The sequence below is a fragment of the Streptomyces sp. NPDC039609 genome, assembly GCF_055596705.1.
Genome location: NZ_JBVIUJ010000002.1, coordinates 687,321 through 706,266 on the forward strand (window position 1 = coordinate 687,321; position 18,946 = coordinate 706,266).

15 protein-coding genes and 1 pseudogene are annotated in these 18,946 nt (G+C 72.5%); 5 read left to right on the top strand and 11 right to left on the bottom strand.

The window, feature by feature from the left end; all coding sequences use genetic code 11:
• Positions 1-5 precede the first annotated feature (5 nt).
• The 4 genes and pseudogenes from ACZ561_RS08520 to ACZ561_RS08535 all read right to left on the bottom strand — a co-directional run bounded on the left by ACZ561_RS08520 (position 6) and on the right by ACZ561_RS08535 (position 4,974).
• A pseudogene (locus ACZ561_RS08520) lies at positions 6-1,168 on the bottom strand (MFS transporter).
• A gap of 169 nt (positions 1,169-1,337) precedes the next feature.
• Positions 1,338-2,861, bottom strand: a complete 1,524-nt coding sequence (locus ACZ561_RS08525; RefSeq protein ID WP_470991077.1) for a GAF domain-containing protein — start codon at positions 2,859-2,861, stop codon at positions 1,338-1,340.
• Positions 2,862-2,897: 36 nt separating this feature from the next.
• Complete coding sequence (locus ACZ561_RS08530) at positions 2,898-3,941, bottom strand: rod shape-determining protein (RefSeq protein ID WP_470991079.1); 1,044 nt, start codon at positions 3,939-3,941, stop codon at positions 2,898-2,900.
• Between the two features lie 481 nt (positions 3,942-4,422).
• The gene (locus tag ACZ561_RS08535; protein ID WP_470991081.1) at positions 4,423-4,974 is read right to left on the bottom strand and encodes a hypothetical protein; all 552 of its coding nucleotides are present in this window, start codon (positions 4,972-4,974) and stop codon (positions 4,423-4,425) included.
• 122 nt (positions 4,975-5,096) lie between these two features.
• Here ACZ561_RS08535 and ACZ561_RS08540 point away from each other — a divergent pair, with 122 nt between their 5' ends.
• Positions 5,097-5,915, top strand: a complete 819-nt coding sequence (locus ACZ561_RS08540) for an SCO2400 family protein (RefSeq protein ID WP_470991083.1) — start codon at positions 5,097-5,099, stop codon at positions 5,913-5,915.
• A 22-nt stretch (positions 5,916-5,937) separates the two neighbouring features.
• On the opposite strand, the gene ACZ561_RS08545 is transcribed toward ACZ561_RS08540, so the two are convergent.
• Positions 5,938-6,372: a MarR family winged helix-turn-helix transcriptional regulator gene (locus ACZ561_RS08545; RefSeq protein WP_470991085.1), complete on the bottom strand. Its 435-nt coding sequence runs from the start codon at positions 6,370-6,372 to the stop codon at positions 5,938-5,940.
• Positions 6,373-6,466: 94 nt separating this feature from the next.
• On the opposite strand from ACZ561_RS08545, the gene ACZ561_RS08550 reads away from it, so the two are divergent.
• Both ACZ561_RS08550 and ACZ561_RS08555 read left to right on the top strand, forming a co-directional pair.
• On the top strand, positions 6,467-7,486 hold the full coding sequence (locus tag ACZ561_RS08550) for an NADP-dependent oxidoreductase (RefSeq protein WP_470991087.1): 1,020 nt from the start codon (positions 6,467-6,469) through the stop codon (positions 7,484-7,486).
• Positions 7,487-7,549: 63 nt separating this feature from the next.
• Positions 7,550-7,972 carry an organic hydroperoxide resistance protein gene (locus ACZ561_RS08555; RefSeq protein ID WP_352189301.1) on the top strand — a complete coding sequence of 141 codons (423 nt, stop codon included), beginning with the start codon at positions 7,550-7,552 and terminating at the stop codon, positions 7,970-7,972.
• A 96-nt stretch (positions 7,973-8,068) separates the two neighbouring features.
• On the opposite strand, the gene ACZ561_RS08560 is transcribed toward ACZ561_RS08555, so the two are convergent.
• Entirely contained in the window at positions 8,069-10,597 is a 2,529-nt protein-coding gene (locus ACZ561_RS08560; RefSeq protein WP_470991089.1) for a M14 family zinc carboxypeptidase, read from the bottom strand.
• A gap of 100 nt (positions 10,598-10,697) precedes the next feature.
• On the opposite strand from ACZ561_RS08560, the gene ACZ561_RS08565 reads away from it, so the two are divergent.
• Complete coding sequence (locus ACZ561_RS08565) at positions 10,698-11,516, top strand: EI24 domain-containing protein (protein ID WP_470991091.1); 819 nt, start codon at positions 10,698-10,700, stop codon at positions 11,514-11,516.
• Positions 11,517-11,532: 16 nt separating this feature from the next.
• Here the strand turns inward: ACZ561_RS08565 and ACZ561_RS08570 are convergent, their stop codons facing one another.
• The 3 genes from ACZ561_RS08570 to ACZ561_RS08580 all read right to left on the bottom strand — a co-directional run bounded on the left by ACZ561_RS08570 (position 11,533) and on the right by ACZ561_RS08580 (position 14,184).
• Positions 11,533-12,246 carry a carbon-nitrogen hydrolase family protein gene (locus ACZ561_RS08570; protein ID WP_470991092.1) on the bottom strand — a complete coding sequence of 238 codons (714 nt, stop codon included), beginning with the start codon at positions 12,244-12,246 and terminating at the stop codon, positions 11,533-11,535.
• Between the two features lie 48 nt (positions 12,247-12,294).
• Positions 12,295-13,536 carry a pyroglutamyl-peptidase I gene (locus tag ACZ561_RS08575; protein WP_470991334.1) on the bottom strand — a complete coding sequence of 414 codons (1,242 nt, stop codon included), beginning with the start codon at positions 13,534-13,536 and terminating at the stop codon, positions 12,295-12,297.
• A gap of 78 nt (positions 13,537-13,614) precedes the next feature.
• The gene (locus tag ACZ561_RS08580) at positions 13,615-14,184 is read right to left on the bottom strand and encodes a TetR/AcrR family transcriptional regulator (RefSeq protein ID WP_376437644.1); all 570 of its coding nucleotides are present in this window, start codon (positions 14,182-14,184) and stop codon (positions 13,615-13,617) included.
• Between the two features lie 157 nt (positions 14,185-14,341).
• On the opposite strand from ACZ561_RS08580, the gene ACZ561_RS08585 reads away from it, so the two are divergent.
• Positions 14,342-16,789: a glycoside hydrolase family 3 protein gene (locus tag ACZ561_RS08585; RefSeq protein ID WP_470991094.1), complete on the top strand. Its 2,448-nt coding sequence runs from the start codon at positions 14,342-14,344 to the stop codon at positions 16,787-16,789.
• Between the two features lie 59 nt (positions 16,790-16,848).
• On the opposite strand, the gene ACZ561_RS08590 is transcribed toward ACZ561_RS08585, so the two are convergent.
• Together ACZ561_RS08590 and ACZ561_RS08595 are read right to left on the bottom strand one after the other, a co-directional pair.
• The gene (locus ACZ561_RS08590; protein WP_470991096.1) at positions 16,849-17,781 is read right to left on the bottom strand and encodes an aldose epimerase family protein; all 933 of its coding nucleotides are present in this window, start codon (positions 17,779-17,781) and stop codon (positions 16,849-16,851) included.
• Between the two features lie 11 nt (positions 17,782-17,792).
• Positions 17,793-18,692 (bottom strand): SGNH/GDSL hydrolase family protein, encoded by a 900-nt coding sequence (locus ACZ561_RS08595; protein WP_470991098.1) that lies wholly within the window; start codon positions 18,690-18,692, stop codon positions 17,793-17,795.
• Positions 18,693-18,946 lie beyond the last annotated feature (254 nt).

An 18,946-nucleotide genomic window follows, 5' to 3' on the forward strand; every position in this document is an offset into this window, starting at 1 on the left:
CCGCCTCAGGAGGGGCGCGCTGCGACCTTGCTCACCTCCGGGGAGCCGTCGCGGTCCCCGGCCGGCCGGATCGTCCGCATCCGCCCGTACGCGTAGACGCAGCCGGCGAGGGCCAGGTCGGACAGGAGCATGAAGCCGATGGAGTAGGAGTCCTTGGCGCTGTAGATCGCGCCCATCACCAGCGGCGGCACGAACCCGCCGAGCCCTCCCATCGCGCCGACGATGCCGGTGACACTGCCGACCTGTGACTGCGGGGTGACCTGGGAGACCAGCGCGAAGACCGAGCCGCTCGCCGTGCCGAGTCCGGCCGCCATGCAGAGCAGGGCGATCGTGCCGCCCGGGTTCAGGGGCGGGTCGAAGGCCTGGACGATGGCGAAGAGGGCGGCGAAGCCGAGCGCGGCGGCGGTGACGAGGGCCGGGTGGATCCGGTCCGAGAGCCAGCCGCCGATCGGCCGGAAGACGACGGTGACGAGGGCGAAACCGGCGGCCTTGGTGCCGGCGTCGGTCGGGTCGAGCTCGTACCAGGTCTTGAGGTACGTCGGCAGGTACACCCCGAACGCGACGATGCCGCCGAAGCCGATGGCGTACAGCGCCGACAGCTCCCAGGTCACCCGCAGCCGGCCCGCCTTGCCCAGCCGGGATGCGAGGGAGGCCGTGGGCACCGGCCGGTCGGGGCGGTCGGTGATCAGGAACACGGCGAGGACGGCGTACGCGGCGAGCGCGAGCGCGACGACGAGGAACGGCAGGTTCTCCCCGTGCTTGGCGATACGCGGGGTGAAGTAGCCGGAGAGCGCCACACCGCCCATGCCCATGCCGAAGACCCCGAGCGCCAGGCCCCGCTTGGCCGGTGGGAACCAGGAGTTGACCAGGGGGATGCCGATGGCGAACGTCGTCCCGCCGAGGCCGAGGAGGAAACCGACGGCGAGCATCGCGCCGTACGAGTTCTTCGCCGGGATCAGCAGCAGGACGGGGACGATCGTGAGCGCCGAGACCACGGGGAACATCACCTTGGCGCCGTAGCGGTCGGTGAGCGCACCGGCCGGGATCCGGCCCAGCGAGCCCACCAGGACCGGGACGGCGACGAGCAGCGACTGCTGGAACGAGCTGAGGTCCAGCCGGTCCTTGTAGTCCACGCCCAGAACGTGAGTGTGAATCCGATCGTGGCCATGACCAGGTTCCGGTAGGCGGTGCCGGAGGGCTTCTCAAGGGTGTCCACGTGATTCAGTCAATGCCGCGACGCCGGGCGGGGCGCGCCGGATTGGGCCGTACGGGCGTCCGGTCCGGGGGCTTGCGCGCGGCCCGCCACGGCCGGTTCACGGTCGGGGGCGGGCTGCCGGCTAGGGCCAGTTCACCGTCGTGGGAGGGCTGCCGTCGGCCGCCACCGCCAGGTGGGGGCCCTCCTGCGTCGCCGCCACCTCGACCGTGATCGCCGTGACGCCCTCCCGACGATGGGCAGCAGCCAGCGCGCCGCGCAGCGTGGCGAGGAGCCGCTCGCCCTCGGCCTCGTCGATCAGGGTGTCGACCGCGCCCGAGAAGTGCACCGAGGGCTGGAAGCCCAGCAGGACCGCCGCACCGCCCGTCTCGCGCAGCACACGCCCCCGGAAGGTCGTCGGCGCGTCGGTGGGCGGCTGCTGGAGGGCGAAGATGGTCGTCCGTACTTCCTGGATGGTGGAGTCCAGTTCGTCCACCGCCCGCCCCACCAGGACGCTCTCGTCGGTCGACTCGGCCGCGCGCCGCCGTGTCGACTCCAGCATCATCTCGGTGGCGAACAGCCGCTGGACGACGAGATCGTGCAGGTCGCGGGCGATCCGGTCGCGGTCCTCGTACACCGCCAGCTGCTCCCGATCGTGCTGCGCGTCCGCGAGGACCAGGGCGAGTGCGGCCTGGGAGGCGAACTGCGAGGCGAGGAGGCGGTCCACCGCCGTGTACGGGCGGCCGCCGCGTCGCCGGGGGAGGGCGAGGGTGCCGATGAGCCGGCCGCCGCTCTGCAGCGGCAGCATCATCGAGGGCCCGAACCGGGAACGTACATGGGTGGTCATCCGTGGATCGGTGGCCGAGTCCTCCACGAAGACCGGCTCACCACCGAGCAGTTGCTCGAGGACGGGCGAACCCGGCGCGATGGTCGTACCGACCAGGTCGCCCGGGTCGCCGACCGTCGAGGCGGCCACGATCTCCATGCCGCCCTCCTCGGTGGGCTGCAGGACGACCCCGGCCGAGGCATCCGCGAGCAGCCTGGCCTGTTCGGCGACCGTCATCAGCGCGTCCTCCGCCGGTTCCCTGGTGAGCAGGGCCGTCGTCACCGCCGCCGCGCCCTCGATCCAGCGCTCGCGCTGACGGGCGGTCTCGTACAGCCGGGCGTTGCCGATGGCGATGCCGGCCTGCGAGGCGAGGACCCGCAGCAGGGCGAGGTCCTCCTCGGTGAAGCTCCCCTCGCGCTTCTCGGTGAGATAGAGATTGCCGAACACCTCCGTGTGGACACGGATCGGGACACCGAGGAACGAGCGCATCTCGGGATGGCCCTCCGGGACCCCGCTGGAGCGCGGATCGGCCGTCAGGTCATCGACCCGCAGCGGCTGCGGGTCGTGGATGAGGACGCCGAGGAGGCCGGTGTGGCCGTCGGGGAGCCGGGGGATGCGCTGCCGCTCGGCCTCGGTCATCCCGGCGGTGAACAGCTCGGTCAGTCGGCGGCGCTCGGGGTCGACGACCCCGAGCGCTCCGTAGCGCGCGCCGGTCAGGTCGATCGCGGAGTCCACGATGTGCTGGAGCGTGGTCCGCAGTTCGAGATCGGTGCCGACACTCAGGACCGCTTCCAGCAGCATCGGCAGACGGGGAGCCGGGTCGTCCTGGTCCATGAGCGACATGCGCTTATTGTCGTACAAATGGGAGGGATGTGGCGATCATTCGGTGTCGGCCAGCGGGTCGAGGACCATGGGCTGGATCTTGCCCTCCAGCATCGCGCCGAGCCCGAGGATCGCGCAGACGTCCGGCCGCTCGGCGATGTGCACCGGCATCCCGGTCGCCTCGCGGAGCATCTGGTCGAGCCCGGGGAGCAGGGCGCTGCCGCCGACCATCATGATGCCGCGCTCGGCGAGGTCGGCGACGAGGTCGGGCGGGCACTCGCGGAGGATCTTGCCGATGCCGTCGAGGACGGCGGTCAGTGGGGTGTGGATCGCATCGCGTACGGCGGCGGTGTCGACGGTCACCGAACGGGCGAGGCCCGTGGCCACGTCGCGGCCGTGGATCTCGGTGGAGGTCGGGCCCTGGAGGGTCAGGCCGTTGCCGCTGAGGGCGAGTTGCAGCGGGCGGACGGACTGGCTGGGCAGCATCAGCTCGTGCTGGTGGCGCAGGTGCTGGATGACCGCGTGGTCGATCGCGTCGCCGCCCACGGGGATCCGCTCTGCGGTGACGATGGAGCCCAGGGAGAGCACGGCGACCTGGGTGGTCGCCGCGCCGCAGACCATGATCATGGTCGCGGTGGGCTGCTCGACGGGAAGTCCGCAGCCCACGGCCGCCGCGATCAGGGTGTCGACCAGCTCGACCCGCCGGGCGCCGAGCCCGACGAGGGTCTCCACGGCGGCGCGCTGGGCGAGCGGGTCGCTGTCGTGCGGGGTGCTGGCGGCGGCGCGCAGCCGGGGCTTGCGGCGCAGTTGGCGGCGGAGCTTCTCGCCGAGGAGGTGGCGGAGCATCCGCTGGGCCATGTCGATGTCGACGACGGTGCCGCCGGAGACGGGCCGCATGACGCGGATGTAGTCGGGGGTGCGGCCGGTCATCTTCTCGGCGAGCGCGCCGACGGCGATCAGCGCGCCGGTACGGGTGTTCACAGCGGCGACACTGGGCTCGTCGACGACGAGCCCGGCGCCCTTGACGAAGACCCGGGTCCGGGCGGCCCCCAGGTCGACGGCGACATGGCAACGACGCAGCTGTTCCAGGCTGACGGTCACGGCAGATCCTCCGGAGTGCGGTGCTGGCACGAGCGAGGGTGGACGCCGGTTTGCTACGGCGTTCTGTTCGCATCGTGCGACTCCCGCCGCGATGCCGCGCGCTGGGCTGCGCCGCCCGGGGGTGCGGGGCCGCCCGACGGCGGGTCGGTGCGGGGTGGCCCCCGGGGGCGATTTCGGCGCGGACGGCTGTGGGGTCGTTCGTGGTCCGGGGCGTGAGCTCGGCGCGGCGGGTGCGCCGCCGGGCACGGGGCGGGGTGTGGCGCGGGCGCCGCCCGTCGCTCCGTCGCCGCCGGCTCCCGTTGCCCAGCGTGGCGCCGTGGCCCGTGGCCGGCGCGGGGCGGACTCGGCGTGACAGCGGGGTTCGTTCTCCTCCGTGGCACGGGCCGCCGTGACGGCGCCGGGGTCGCGCGGGGCAGTGCAGGGCCCGCACCGCCCCGAACGTGCCGCCCCGGCGAGGCTCGCCGGGCGCGGCGCGGGGCCGTCAGAGCAGGCGTTGCAGGAGGCCCCAGGTGAATTCGGCGGCTCGGGGGGTTCCGTCGGGGAGGGTGAAGTCCAGGCGGAGACGGGTGGGGGCGCTGCCGTCCCGGGCCCGGGCCGGGGGGAAGGCGTTGCCGACCTCGGGGAGGGTGCAGCTCCAGGGGTGCAGGTCGGCCTCGGTGCGCAGCTCGGGCACGGGGGAGCCGGGCGCCCGGACCAGGCCGCTGCCCCAGACCGCCGACGGCTTTCCCACGATCACCTGCCAGCGCAGCTCCGGCCAGAGCGGGAGCTCCCACTCCAGGAGCTCGGCGTCGAGCCGGGGGGCCGCGCGGCGTGCCACCGGCTCGCCCAGGACGGAGCGGTAACGGGACAGCTCCCCGCGGCTTCCGCGGCCATGGGCCCACGCCTGCCAGCGGCGGTTCGCCTCACGCGACTCGGCGCGCGTCGCCCCCAGATCCCTGAGCGCGTCCTCGACCAGGTCCGGCTGGTGGTCGGCCATCCGGCGCAGCAGGACGAGCTGGAACTCGCGTGGCCCGAAAGGCCCGGACGGTGTCATGAGCCCATCCTGCCCGAAGCGGGAGAATCACGACGACACGCCGTCGACCTGGGGTTTCCTCACAGGATCCTCACGTTCCCGCCTACCTCTGGTGTCCTGTCGACACATACTCTGCGGCAGCCATGGACTACTGCCACCAGTGCCGACGGCACCTCAACGGCGCACTCGCCTGCGCCGGATGCGGGACCCCCGTCGAGGAGCTGCGGTACGAGACCCCCCAGCCGGCCGCCGCGCGCGCCGTCGCGGCCCAGCGCGTCGAGTTCGTCGAGCCCACCGCGCCCATGGCGTACGAGGAGCGGGCCGAGCACATCTACGAACTGGACCCGCTCGAGCCGCCGCGCTCGGCCGCTTCCGGCGGTCGGGCCGCCGCCCGCCGTGGCGCGGCGTCGGGGCGGAGCGGTGCCCGCCGCAGCCGTCGTGCGCGCAGCCGCAAGGGGCGCAACGTCCTGGTGGGCACGCTCGGCATCGTCCTCGCGGCGGGTGCGCTGAGCATGGCCAAGCTGGCGCTCGAGCCCCCGGACGAGGGCGGCGCCGCCACCGCCGTACAGGAGGAAGAGGCCGTCGAGACCTCGCTGCCGCCGCTGCCCTCGGACAGCGCCACGGCACCGGAGGGGCCGACCCCGGTCACGGTCACGAAGTCCGCCACCCCCAAGGGCTCGGACGGGCCCGCGCCCGGCCACACGGGCATACCCGGCCAGGGCTCCGGTGGCCAGGGCTCCGGAGGCTCCGGCAGTGGCGGCGGCTCGCAGGGCTCCGGAGGCGGGCCCCCGGCCGGTACGCCGTCCGGCTCGCCGTCACCCTCGGGCTCGCAGAGCGGTCCCACGCCGACCGGCTCCGGAAGCGCCACCGCGACCCCGCCCGGCGGTTCGCCGACGGCCACACCCAGCCCCACGCCGTCCCCGACGCCGACGTGCACGTGGATCATCTTCTTCTGCGTCTAGGAGCCCGAGCGCGGAGACGGCGTCAGGCCACGTCCTCGCCCAGCATCCGCCTCAGCAGGTCCCGCAGCAGCGCGCGCTCGTCCGCCGTGAGCTGGCCGAGCGGCTCGCGCGCGAAGTCCAGCGAGTCGCGCAGCCGGCCGGCGGTGTCCAGGCCCTCCGGGGTCGGCGCGGCCAGCTTGACGCGTCGGTCGGCCGGGTCGGGGCGGCGCTCCACCAGCCCACGCGATTCCAGCCGGTCGATGATCCCGGTGACGTTCGACGGCTCGCACTTCAGCTTCTGGGCGATCTTCCGCATCGGGACGGGCTCCAGGGTGAGCAGTCCGAGGACCCTCGCCTGGGCGCCGGTCAGCGCGTGCTCCGCGGCCGCCTGCTCGTATTCCGCGTAGTACCGCGCCACGACCGTGCCGATCAGCTCGACGACTTCGCGGGTGAGGGGGTCTGAGTTCGAGGTGGCCATGAGCTCCATCCTACCCAGATACTTGACAACATGAAATATCCAGGAGCATGGTTGTTTCAGGTAGTGAAACATTCTGTTCCAGGAGGCCGTACCGATGTCCGTAATCCCCGCGTCCAGCCGTGAGTGGCACCTCGTCGCCCGTCCGCACGGCTGGCCCACCCCCGCGGACTTCGCGCTCCGTGAGACCCCCGTCGCCGAGCCCGCCGAGGGCCGGATCCTGGTCAAGAACCTGCACTTCTCCGTCGACCCGTACATGCGCGGCCGGATGAACGACGTGAAGTCGTACATCCCGCCGTTCAAGCTCGACCACCCCATGGACGGCGGCGCGGTCGGCGAGGTCATCGCGTCCAACGCGGAGGGATTCGCCGTCGGCGACCACGTCCTGCACGGTCTCGGCTGGCGTGAGTACGCCGATGTGCCCGCCCAGCACGCCACCAAGGTCGACCCGGAGCTGGCCCCCCTCTCCAGCTACCTCGGCGTCCTCGGCATGACGGGCCTCACCGCCTACGCCGGTCTCTTCGAGGTCGCCTCCTTCAAGGAGGGCGACGCCGTCTTCGTCTCCGGCGCGGCCGGCGCCGTCGGCGGCCAGGTCGGCCAGATGGCGAAGCTCAAGGGCGCCTCCCGGGTCATCGGCTCCGCCGGCTCCGACGAGAAGGTCAAGCTCCTCATCGAGGAGTACGGCTTCGACGCCGCCTTCAACTACAAGAACGGCCCGGTCAAGGACCAGCTCCGCGAGGCCGCCCCGGACGGTATCGACGTCTACTTCGACAACGTCGGCGGCGACCACCTCGAAGCCGCGATCTCCTCGCTCAACGTGCACGGCCGCGCCACCATCTGCGGCATGATCGCGCAGTACAACGACACCGAGCCGGTGCCGGGCCCGCGCAACATGGCCATGATCATCGGTAAGCGACTGCGCCTCCAGGGCGTCCTCGTCGGCGACCACTACGGCTTGCAGCAGCAGTTCGTCCAGGAGGTCGGCGGCTGGCTGCGCTCCGGCGAGCTGAAGTACAACGAGACCGTCGTCGAGGGCATCGAGAACAGCGTGGACGCCTTCCTCGGCCTGCTCCGCGGGGACAACACCGGAAAGATGATCGTTTCGGTGACCGGCTAGTCTTCCCTCAGCCGTCGCGATCGTGGGCGCGAGTCGCGGCGAACCAGCAGAAGGAAGACCCGCATGTCCATTCAGCAGTCCGACGTCCTGTACACCGCCGTCGCCACCGCCGAGAACGGGCGCGACGGCCGTGTGGCCACCGACGACGGTCAGCTCGATGTCGTCGTGAACCCGCCGAAGGCCATGGGTGGCTCCGGCGCCGGCACCAACCCGGAGCAGCTCTTCGCCGCCGGGTACAGCGCCTGCTTCCAGGGTGCGCTGGGCGTCGTGGCCCGTAACGAGAACGCCGACATCTCGGGCTCGACGGTCACCGCCGAGGTCGGCATCGGCAAGAACGACGACGGCTTCGGCATCATCGTCAAGATCTCGGCGACCATCCCGAACGTGGACGTCGAGACCGCGAAGAGCCTGATCGAGAAGGCTCACCAGGTCTGCCCGTACTCCAAGGCGACCCGTGGCAACATCACGGTCGAGCTGGCCGTCTGATTTTGCGCGTACGCTTGACGTGGGCCGCACCCCGACCGACCGGGGTGCGGCCCTCTTGCGTCATGGGGACGGTCGGCGCATCCGTCGGCGCACCGGTCAGCGCGCCAGCAGAGCCCGGCCGACCTGCGCGAACGCACCCTTCGGGTGGTCCCGGAAGAGCGGTTCCGTGCCGAACAGCACCACCGGCGCACCGTGCGCCGTCGTGCCGCTGACCACCGACGCCCGCCCGGCCGCGTCGCCCGGACCACCCCTGCCGTCCGCGCCGGGCCGCCAGTGCCCGGAGACGAGCGGATCGGCCGCCGCGTACGACTGTTCGGTCCGCACCCCCGCCCCCAGCCCCGTGAACCACATCGGCGCGTAGACGAAGCTGTGCCCGGGAGCTCCGCCGGTGATCGCCCCGCCCGCGTTGCGGACCGTCACGACACCGTTCGCGTCCCCGTTGCCCTCCACCGCCGTGGCCGGGAGCAGCCCCGCCGCCGCGTTGAACGCCGCGCCCGCCGAGCCGATCCCCACCACACCCGCACCGCTCGCCCGCAGAGCCTCCCGCGCGGCCGGGGTGAGCTTCCCGTACTCCAGGCCCCGCGACACGAACAGCACGTCGGCCGTCGACCAGTCGAAGCCCGCGTTCAGGATCTCCGTCGACACCGGGACGACCTCGAAGCCCATCTCGCCCAGCGCGAACAGCTCACCGGCCGTCACCGAGGCGGCGACCCTGGTCCGCTCCAGCGGCGCCGAGCCCCGCTCCTTCGTGGCCCGGAACACCACCCCGTACCGGTCCGCGAGCACCCGTGCCGCGCCCCGCGCCGACGCCGGCACCACCGCCGCTCCGTCGGCGGTCCGCCGCACCTTCACCCCCTGCGCCAGCAGCGTGTTCACCGCGGCCAGCTCCTTCGGGTCGTCGAGCCGCAGCAGCAGGTCCCCGAAGGGCGCGACCGAACCCGTGGGGGCCGCGGCGTGGACCGGGCGCACCACGCGAGGCACCGGGCCGTGCTCGATCCGCCGCACCGTCGCGCCCCACAGCAGCCCGAGGCTCCAGCCCGAGATGTCGTACATCGTCGACACGTCCGCGCTGATGTCGCGGCCCTCCGCCAGGATCACGTTCGCCATCCCGCGCTTGGGCTGGCGCATGTCGACGACGTACGAGCCGTCGAGGGCCCGTCCGACCCGCACGTCGTTGGCGACCAGATGGTCCACGAGCCGTGCCGCGGCCACCGCAGAGGCTTGGGACCGCCCCGCCGGAATGACGTACGCGCGCGGGAACGTGGTCGTGTACACATCCTCCGGACCGATCCCCGGCACGCCGGGCACCGTCTCCTCGGAGACCGGCCGCTGCGCCTCGCCAGCCGCGCCCCGCCGGAACGTCTCGATCTGGTCGGCGAGCACCGACGCGCGATGCGTGTCCGTGTGGTCGAGCGTGGCGCGCATCGCCGCGCCCGCGATGTCGACGTTGATCGCCGCCCGGCGGCGCAGCTCCGCCTCCGGCAGGGTGTCGTACGCCTGGTTGTTCACCGTCATCGGGAACTCGATGGTGTGCGCGGCCACCGCGCCCTGGAACGGCATGTACTGCGGTGTGAAGATCGGCGGCCAGTCGTCCCAGCCCTCCTGCTCGTCCCGGAACGGGATGACCGCCGGGCGGACCCCGCCCTTCGCGGGCGTGTAGCCGAGACCGTTGACCGCCTTCTCCATGCCGAGCGCATTGGCGTAGGCGTTCTTCAGGAACAGGTCGTACTCGTAGTTCTCACCGTGCGGCGGGGTCGTCGGCTCGATCAGCGTGCCGTTGACGTACCCGTGCAGATCCAGCATCACGGCGGGCTGCTTGTCGATGGCGATCCGCCGGATCGCGCGCGCCTCGGGCTGGGATGCGGTGATGAAGTCCCGGTTGAGGTCCAAGCCGTTGCCGTTGGCGCGGGTGCCGGCGATCCGGCCGTCCGGGTTGGCGGTGACGTTCAGATACACCCGGGTCCTCGCGAGCAGCCCGGCGGTCTTGCGATCGGTGGCGGTGGCCAGCTCCTCGATGAGCTCCAGGGCCGCGTCCGTGCCCTCCCACTCGTTGCCGTGGATGTTGTTGTTGATGAAGACCGGGGTCTTGTACGCGGCCTTCAGCCGGGTGTCCTTCGCCGCGGCGGCGGGCGCGTTCTCGATCCGCTCGCGCATGCGCTCCTGCTCACGGGTCTCGCGGGCGCTCTCCGGGGCGGTGACGGTCACCAGATACAGCTCGTGCCCGCCCGCCGACCGCCCGGCGACCTCGACACTCACCCGGTTCCCGAGCTTCTGCAGCGCGTTGAGACGCGGGGCGAGGGAGTGGTAGGGGGCGAGCCCCAGCTTGATCGACCTGTCGGCCGGGTCGACGGGTGGGACGGCGAGGTCCGTCCGCCGCGGATAGCCGCCGTCCGTGCGGAGCGGGGTGTCGGCCGGGGCGAGGGAGGAGCGCGCCGCGAACGTGCGCGGCGGCGCGGCCGCGGTGTCCCGCCCGGCCCCTTCGCGTACGGGACCGGGCTCTGAGGTGCCGCCGGGCCCGTGCCCTAAGGGGCCGGGCGCGGCGCTCGCGGGCAGCGCGGTGAGGACCAGCGCGCCGAGGAGCGCGCCGCAGACGGTGGTGATCAGGGCGGGTCCGGGTTTCGCCATACGTACGCAACCTCCGTAAGTGATCAGTACGCAGGGGTCTACCCTGTCGTGCCCCGGACAACAAGAGGGCCTCCGGCGCGGGCCCGATAGGGTGATCCTCATGCGTGATTTCGGGGCCGGTCTCGGTTATCTGGTACAGGGACAGAAGTGGGTGGGCCGGCACGGCCGATGGTTCGGATTCGGGCTGCTGCCCGGTCTGGTGACCCTTGTGCTGTACGTCGGTGCCCTCGTCGGCCTCGGCTACGGGGCCGACGACCTGACGGCCTGGGCGACCCCGTTCGCCGACGACTGGTCCTCGCCCTGGCAGGGGCTCCTGCGCAACACCCTGACCGTCCTCACCTTCGGCTTCGGGCTCTTCCTCGCGGTCGTCACCTTCACCGCCGTGACCCTGCTGGTCGGCCAGCCCTTCTACGAGTCCCTGTCCGAGGAGGTCGACCGGACCGAGGGCGGCGAGGTCCCCGAGTCGGGCCTGCCCCTCTGGCGCGAGCTGTGGATCTCCGCGCGCGACAGCCTCAAGGTCGTGCTGCGGGTCGCGTGCTACGGCGTGCTGCTCTTCGCCTGCGGCTTCATCCCCGTCGTCGGTCAGACCGTCGTCCCGGTGATCGGCTTCTGCGTCTCGGGCTTCTTCCTCGCCGAGGAGCTGACCGCCGTCGCCCTCCAGCGCCGCAGCGTCGAACTGAAGGAGCGGCTGCGGTTGCTGCGCGGCCGTCGGATGCTGACCCTGGGCTTCGGCGTGCCGCTGACCCTGTCGTTCCTGGTGCCGTTCGTGGCCGTGTTCCTGATGCCGGGCGCGGTGGCGGGCGCGACGCTCATGGTCCGGGACCTGCGCGGGGAGAACGCGGACGCCGACGAGCCGGCCGCGGCCCCCGCGGCTCCTGCCCCCGTCCCGATGCCGGGCAACCCGTACCGCAAGGGCTAGATCGGCCCTCCTGGGCTCAGCCGACCTCGGCGAGCGCGTACCCCGCCTCGATGCTCCCCGCGTCGGCGAGACGCGCGCCGTCCGGGCCCCAGGCTCCGGCGGCGCCGCAGGCCACGCCGTCCTCGTTGCGGCCCAGCGCGTTGCCGAGCACCACGTACAGACCGAAGTCCCGGCCCCGTACCGGATAGACCTTCTCGAACGAGTCGTTGTCGGCGGTCAGGACCGAGCTCGCCAGATAGACCGTGCAACCGTCGGCGGCGGCCCGCTCCGCGAGCTCCGGGAACCGGTTGTCGTAGCAGGTGGCCGTCGCGAACCGCACCCCGTCGAGGGTGAAGCGGCCGTCCACCCCGCCCGGTGCGAAGACCTCCGCCTCGACGCCGTACAGATGCCGCTTGTCGTAGCGGGTGAGCAGCGCGCCGTCCGCCCCGATCACCAGCGAGGTCACCCCGGTCCCGCCGTCGGCGGTGCGTACGGGCCCGTTGACGACGGCCGCCGCGCCGACGGCGCGACAGGCCTCCCGGATCGGCTCGAGGCGCTCGTCGTCCTCGGAGAACACCAGCGCGGGGGTGTCCCTGATGAGGCTGGGCTCGTAGCCGGTCAGGCAGAGCTCGGCGAAGACGACCAGCCGGGCGCCGTCCGCGCCCGCCGCCCTGATCAGCCCGGCGACGGTACGGACGTTGGCGTCGATGTCCCCGGCGACCGGGGCGAACTGCGCTGCTGCGACGATCATGACCCCCATCATCCCGCGCGCCCGGCCGACGGGGAACCCCAGGGGTCGCTACCGGGACGCGGCCATGGCGATGATCGCCCGGACCTGGGCGATGATGTCCAGCCGGTTGCGTACGAACTCCGGGTCCGTCACCGCGCCCGTCGTCGGGTCCGTGTTGCCCGCGCCGAACTGCAGGACCGGGGTGTGGACATGGCCGCCGGGCAGGTCCGGCAGGCCGAGCCGGTCGCGCAGCAGGGTCGCGCGGTAGGCGATCTCGTTGGAGAGATAGTCCCCGCCGCCGCCCGAACGGGCCGTGGAGCCCGGCGTCGGGCCGCCCGGGCGCGCCACGGGAGTGCTCGACCCGGCCGGGATCTCGGTCACCGCCGTGTTGTCGTACACCGGGAAGCGCCCGGTGCTCGCGGCGACGATCGAGGCGTACGGGAGGGTGGTCGCCGTCCACTGGGGCTGGGTGGCCGGGTCGGAGACCGGGACGGTCTCCGTGCGCGAGAGGTTCTCGTTGTCGGGGAAGCCGCCCCGCCAGGCACCGTTGAACCGTTCGATGTCGAAGCGGCCGATCCGGCCCTGGCTGACCGTGGTGAACAGGTCCGCCTTCGGCAGCTGGTCCCGCAGGGTCCGCTCGACCGTCCCCTCGGCGAAGTCCTGCCAGCGGACCGGGAAGACGGCCGTCTCGACCCGGGCGAGGCTGCCGTCCGCCGTGCGGATCCAGGTGCCGTCCAGGGCGAGCGCGGTGGCCCCGGACGGATTGCTGATCCGCGCGTCCCGGTCGAGCGTGAACGGGTCGAACCCGGTCATCAGGATGCGCTTCACGCCCTTGCCCGCCGGGAAACGGATCGAGTCCTGGCCGCGCGAGGAGCGCTCGAGCCGGTCGAGCAGCCGCGCCCGCCCCTCGTCGGAGAGTGCGAACTCCGGCTGCCAGGAACGCAGTTCACGGGTCAGGCCCAGCCGCGCCCAGTACAGCGGCCGATCGTCGTCCCGGCTCAGGTCGCCCCGTACGCGACGCCCCTGCGCCCGGTCGACCGCGTCCCGCCAGAGCCGCTCCCCGTGCCGGGCGACGGCCCGCTCGGCCTCCCGGTACGACTCGGCGCCGGCGAGGGCGCGGGCGAACTCCGGTGCCACGGAGTCGAATCCGCCGCGCCGCAGGATCTCCTGCGGCGCGGCGCGGTCGAGTCGTGCCTCCTCGACGGTGCACGAGCAGCCCGCGTCGGCGTCGGCGGTTGCGGGGGGCGCCGCCGCGACCAGCGTGGCGGTGATCAGCGCGAGGCCGAGCGAGGCATGGCGAATCCGGGACAGCACAGGTGAGCCCTCCGTCGGGTCGGGAACCGGCCCGCGCAGTATCCCGACTCACCCGCAACTCCCGCTACAGGGCCCTCACTTGTCGCTTCCGTACAAGAGGCGCAGAAAGTCCCGGAACGCCTCCGGCATGTCCACGGCCGCCGGGTCGAGCAGCCACTGGTACTGCAGCCCGTCCATCACGGCCGTCAGGATCGGAGCCGCCCGCTCCGGGGTCAGCCCGCTCGGCAGGCGCTCGCCGAACTCCAGGCGCAGGACGTTCGCCATCTCGTCGCGGACCTGGGTGTAGCGCTCGGTGAAGAACGTGCGCGCCGGATGGTCCTCGGTCACGCTCTCGCCGAGCAGGGCCGAGAAGGTCTGCACGATCCCCGGCCGCATCGCGTTGTACTCGACGAGCGAGTCGATCAGATCGAGCCGCCAGCCCTCGCGCGAACCGGCCCCGCTCGTGTCCCACTTGTCGCGCTCCGCGAGGACCGCGACGAGCAGGGCCTCCTTCGTGGGGAAGTAGTGCAGCAGTCCCTGCTGCGTCAGGCCGACCCGCTCGGCGACGGCGCCGAGCGACGCGCCCCGGTAGCCGCGCTCGGCGATCACTTCGAGGGTCGCGCGCACGATGTCCGCGCGCCGCTCCTCGCTCCTGGCCCGCACCATCGCCATGGCCCCCTCTCCCTGTCGCCGCCTGCCGGAAGTCCCTTCCACCCAGGACCGTACGGCATCTCAAGATTACGAAACAGTAACGTAACCTACCGATCTACAGGTAGCGGGTCCACCATGGGCGCCACAAGGACTTCTACGAGGAGGTACGGCCGTGGCGGAGATCAGCGCGGACACCGTTCGCGAGCAGGCCGTCGAGGCGGCGCTCGGCAAGCTCGACCTGGACACCAAGGCGCGGCTGCTCGCCGGCCAGGACATGTGGTCGCTCCCGGCCCTGCCCGAGATCGGGCTGGAGTCCCTGGTCATGTCCGACGGCCCGATCGGCGTCCGGGGCGTCCGCTGGACCGCCGACGACCCCTCGATCGCCCTGCCGTCCCCGACCGCGCTCGCCGCCGCCTGGGACCCGTCCCTCGCCCGCCGCGCCGGTCGGCTCCTCGCCCAGGAGGCCCGCCGCAAGGGCGTCCACGTCCTGCTCGCGCCCACCGTCAACCTGCACCGCTCACCGCTCGGCGGCCGCCACTTCGAGTGCTACTCCGAGGACCCGTACCTCACCGGCGAGATCGGCACCGGCTACGTCCAGGGCGTCCAGGACGGCGGCGTCGGCACCACGGTCAAGCACTTCGTCGCCAACGACGCCGAGACCGACCGCTTCACCGTCGACAACACGGTCGCCGCCCGCCCGCTGCGCGAGCTCTACCTCGCGCCCTTCGAGGCCATCGTCAAGAACGCCCACCCCTGGGGCATCATGACCGCCTACAACCAGGTCAACGGCGTGACGATGACCGAGCACAGCTACCTCGTCAACGAGGTCCTGCGCGGCGAGTGGGGATTCGACGGCTGCAACGTCTCCGACTGGATGGCCGCCCGCTCCACCCAGGGCGACATCGAGGGCGGCCTCGACATCGCCATGCCCGGCCCCCGGACCGTCTACGGCGAGGCGCTCGCCGCAGCCGTCCGGGCCGGCGAGGTCGAGGAGTCCGCGGTCGACACGGCCGTACGGAACGTGCTGCGGCTCGCCGCCCGCGTCGGCACCCTCGAAGGCGCCCCGCCGGTCGTCGCCGAACAGCCCGGGACGATCGACGGCGAGGCCCTCGCCCGCGAGATCGCCCACCGCGGAGTCGTCCTCGTACGCAACGAGAACGACGTGCTGCCGCTGGTCGCGGGCGGTTCCGTCGCGCTGTCCGGCGCCGCCGCCCGCGACGCCCGGGTCCTCGGCGGCGGCTCCGCCCAGGTCTTCCCCGACCACACCGTCTCGCCGCTCGACGGACTCACCGCCGCCCTTCCCGACGGCGCCCTCACCTTCTCCGTCGGCGCCGACCCCAGCGACGAACTCACCCCCGCCGGCTCCGTCTCGTCGGGGTTCACCCTCCGCGCCGTCTGCCGCGACGCCGACGGCACCGTCCTCGGCGAGGGCACCCTGCCCAACGGCCAGGTCCAGTGGATCGGCGACGACCTCCCGGCCGGCGTCACCCACGAGACGCTCGCCTCCATCGAGGTCACCGGTACGTTCACCCCGCGCGAGTCCGGCGAGCACTCCTTCGGCACCCGCGGCCTCGGCGCCTTCACCCTCCGTATCGCGGGCGAGACCGTCTTCGACGGCCTTCAGGCGATGGGCCCGGAGACCGACCCCTTCGAGGCGTTCTTCGGCGCCCCCGTCGAGCGCGCCAAGATCGCCCTCACCGCGGGCGAGACGGTCGAGGTGTCCCTGCTGCACCCCCTGGACAAGGAGTTCGCGGCCCCGCTGCCGGCCGTCATGTTCTCCTTCGTCCACCTCGGTCCGCGCCGTGACCCCGACGAACTGATCGCCGAAGCCGTCGAGGCCGCCCGCGCCGCCGACGCCGCCGTCGTGGTCGTCGCCACCACCGAGCGTGTCGAGTCCGAGGGCTTCGACCGCAGGGACCTCGCCCTCCCCGGCCGCCAGGACGAACTCGTCAGGGCCGTGGCCGCCGCCAACCCGAACACGGTCGTCGTCGTCAACGCCGGCTCGCCGGTCGAGATGCCCTGGCGCGATGACGTCGCCGCGATCCTGCTCAGCTGGTTCCCCGGTCAGGAAGGCGGCGCCGCACTCGCCGACGTCCTCACCGGCGCCGCCGAGCCCGGCGGCCGGCTCCCCACCACCTGGCCCGTCGCCCTCGCCGACGTCCCCGTCACCGAGGTCACCCCCACCGACGGGGGACTCGCCTACACCGAGGGCGTGTTCATCGGCTACCGCGCCTGGGACAAGGCCGGCGCCACCCCCGCGTACGCCTTCGGCCACGGCCTCGGCTACACCACGTGGACCTACGACTCCCTGGAGGTCACCCCGGCGACGGCGAAGGTCCGGATCACCAACACCGGCACCCGCACCGGCCGCGAGGTCGTCCAGATCTACCTGGCCCCGACGGCGGACGGTGTGGAGCGCCCGGCGCGCTGGCTGGCCGGCTTCGGCTCCGTCGAGGCGGGCGCCGGCGAGTCCGTCGAGGTCGAGATCCCCCTGCCGCGCCGCGGCTTCGAGATCTGGGACGAGGAGAAGAACGACTGGACCTTCGTCCCCGGTACGTACGAGGTCAGGGCCGCGCACTCGCTCGCCGACGCGCGCCTGACGGCCACGCTGGAGGTCTGACCCCCATGATCAGCCCCGGGGCGGAACCTGACATCCGCCCCGGGGCTTCACCCCGTCGTTCAGCGCGTGCCGAAGCGGAACGTCGTCCCGGAGGCGTACACCTCACCCGGACGCAGCACCGTCGACGGGAACTCCGGCCGGTTCGGCGAGTCCGGGAAGTGCTGCGCCTCCAGGGCGACTCCGCCCAGCTCCGGGCTCGCGTACACCTGAAGGCCGGGCTCGGTGGTCTCCACCGTCACCGTACGACCGCTCCCCGGCGCGTACAGCTCGGCTGCCGTCGAACCCCCGTCGTCCAGGACGAAGTTGTGGTCCAGCGGGATCGTGAGCGGCCTGCCGCTGCGGAAGTCCAGCTCCGTGCCCGCGACCTCGGTGAACTCTCCGGTCGGGATGCCCGTCCCGTCGGTCGGAGTGAAGCGCGAGGCCGCCACCCGCAGCTCCTGCGGCCCGTCGCCCAGATCCCAGTACGAGTGGTTCGTCAGCGCCACCACCGTCGGCGCGTCCGTCTCCGCGCGGTAGCCGATCCGCAGCGCCCCGTCGGCGTCGAGCGTGTACGTCACCGAGACCTCCAGGCGGCCGGGGAAGCCCTCTTCGCCGTCCGGGCTCACCCGGGACAGCCGTACCCCGGACTCGACCTCCTCCGCCTCCCACACCCGCTTGTCGAAGCCGCGCTCCCCGCCGTGCAGACAGTTCGGCCCGCCGTTGCGGGGCAGCCGGTGGACCGTGCCGTCCAGCGTGAAGGCGCCGCCCGCGACCCGATTGGCGTAACGCCCCACCAGAGCGCCGAAGTACGGCTCCGGACGCTTGAGATACCCCTCCAGATCGGGGAAGCCGAGGGCCACGCCACCCGGGACACCGTCCCGGTCCGGCGTCTCGACCGACTGCACGATGCCGCCGTACGTCAGCACCCGTACCCGCACGGCGCCCCGCTGGAGCGTCCAGCGCGTGACGTCCGCACCGTCGACCGAACCGAAGGGCTCACTCGTGATCCTCATGATCGGGAACCCTACGCGGGCGGCTCCGGAGCCGTCACCTGCCGGTGCGCGATCTCCGCGAGCCTCGCCTGCCCGTCCTTGCTCGGATGGAACCAGTCCCAGGGACTGAGCTGCGCTCCGTCGAAGCGGAAGCCGAACACCGCGCCGCCGTCGTACCGGCAGCGCAGGTCCTTCGCGCAGACCTCCTTCAGGACCGTGTTGTACGCCACCACGCGGTCCCGCACCCGCGTCCGGCGCTGCTCGGCCGAAGCGCTCAGATCCTCCGCGTCGGCCAGCATCGAGGCGCAGATGCCCAGCTTCCAGACCTGGCGGCCCATCGGGCTCTCCTTGCCCTGCGACCACAGGCGCTTCAGGTCCGGCACGCTCGACACGTACACCTGCGCCTTCGGTGCCGTCTTCCGCAGCTCGGAGAGGGACGCCTCGAAGTCCGCGCGGAACTCCTCGACCGGGGTCATCAGTTCGGCCCGGTCCCGGCAGGCGTCGTTCGCACCCATCATCACCGTCACCAGCTCGGGCTTCTCGGCCGCCGCCCGGGCCATCTGCTCCGGGAGCTCCGCCATCCGCGCCCCGGTCCGCGCCAGGTTCCAACTGCGCGCGGCCGCGCCCTTCGCCCCGAGGAGCCGCAGGGCGAGGCTGTTGACGGTGGTGTCCGTGCCGGTCGCCCAGGACACCTCCGGACAGTCCGACAGGACCGAGCAGGCGTCGAAGGCGCGGGTGATGGAGTCGCCGACGGCCGCGACGGAGGCGGGGGAGCGGTCCCAGACGGGCGTGGGCTTCGGTGTAGGCCTGGGCTTCGGCGGGGCGGTCGCCGCGGGACCGACCGCCTCACACCCCGTCAGAGTGCCCGCGCACAGCAGCAGTGCGGCCGCGACGGAGGCGACGGTGGTACGAAAACGTTGTCGGCCGCGCATCCCTCGGCCCCTCCTCCGGTGTCCGTTCGGCGTCCTGGCGGGTGAAAGCTTGGTGTCCACCCACCCCCGGACCGACCGTACGTCACCCCAAGGGCGGTGCGGCACGGTAGCTTTTCCCCCGTCGAACCAGAGGCGCCTTTGCCAACCGGCTCCGGTAAATTACATCACGTCACATGCTGTCCCTTTTGTGGAGTTTTACTCCCGATGCTGTTTACTGAGGCCGCTGGGAAAGGCGAACCTCGTCCCACACTGGA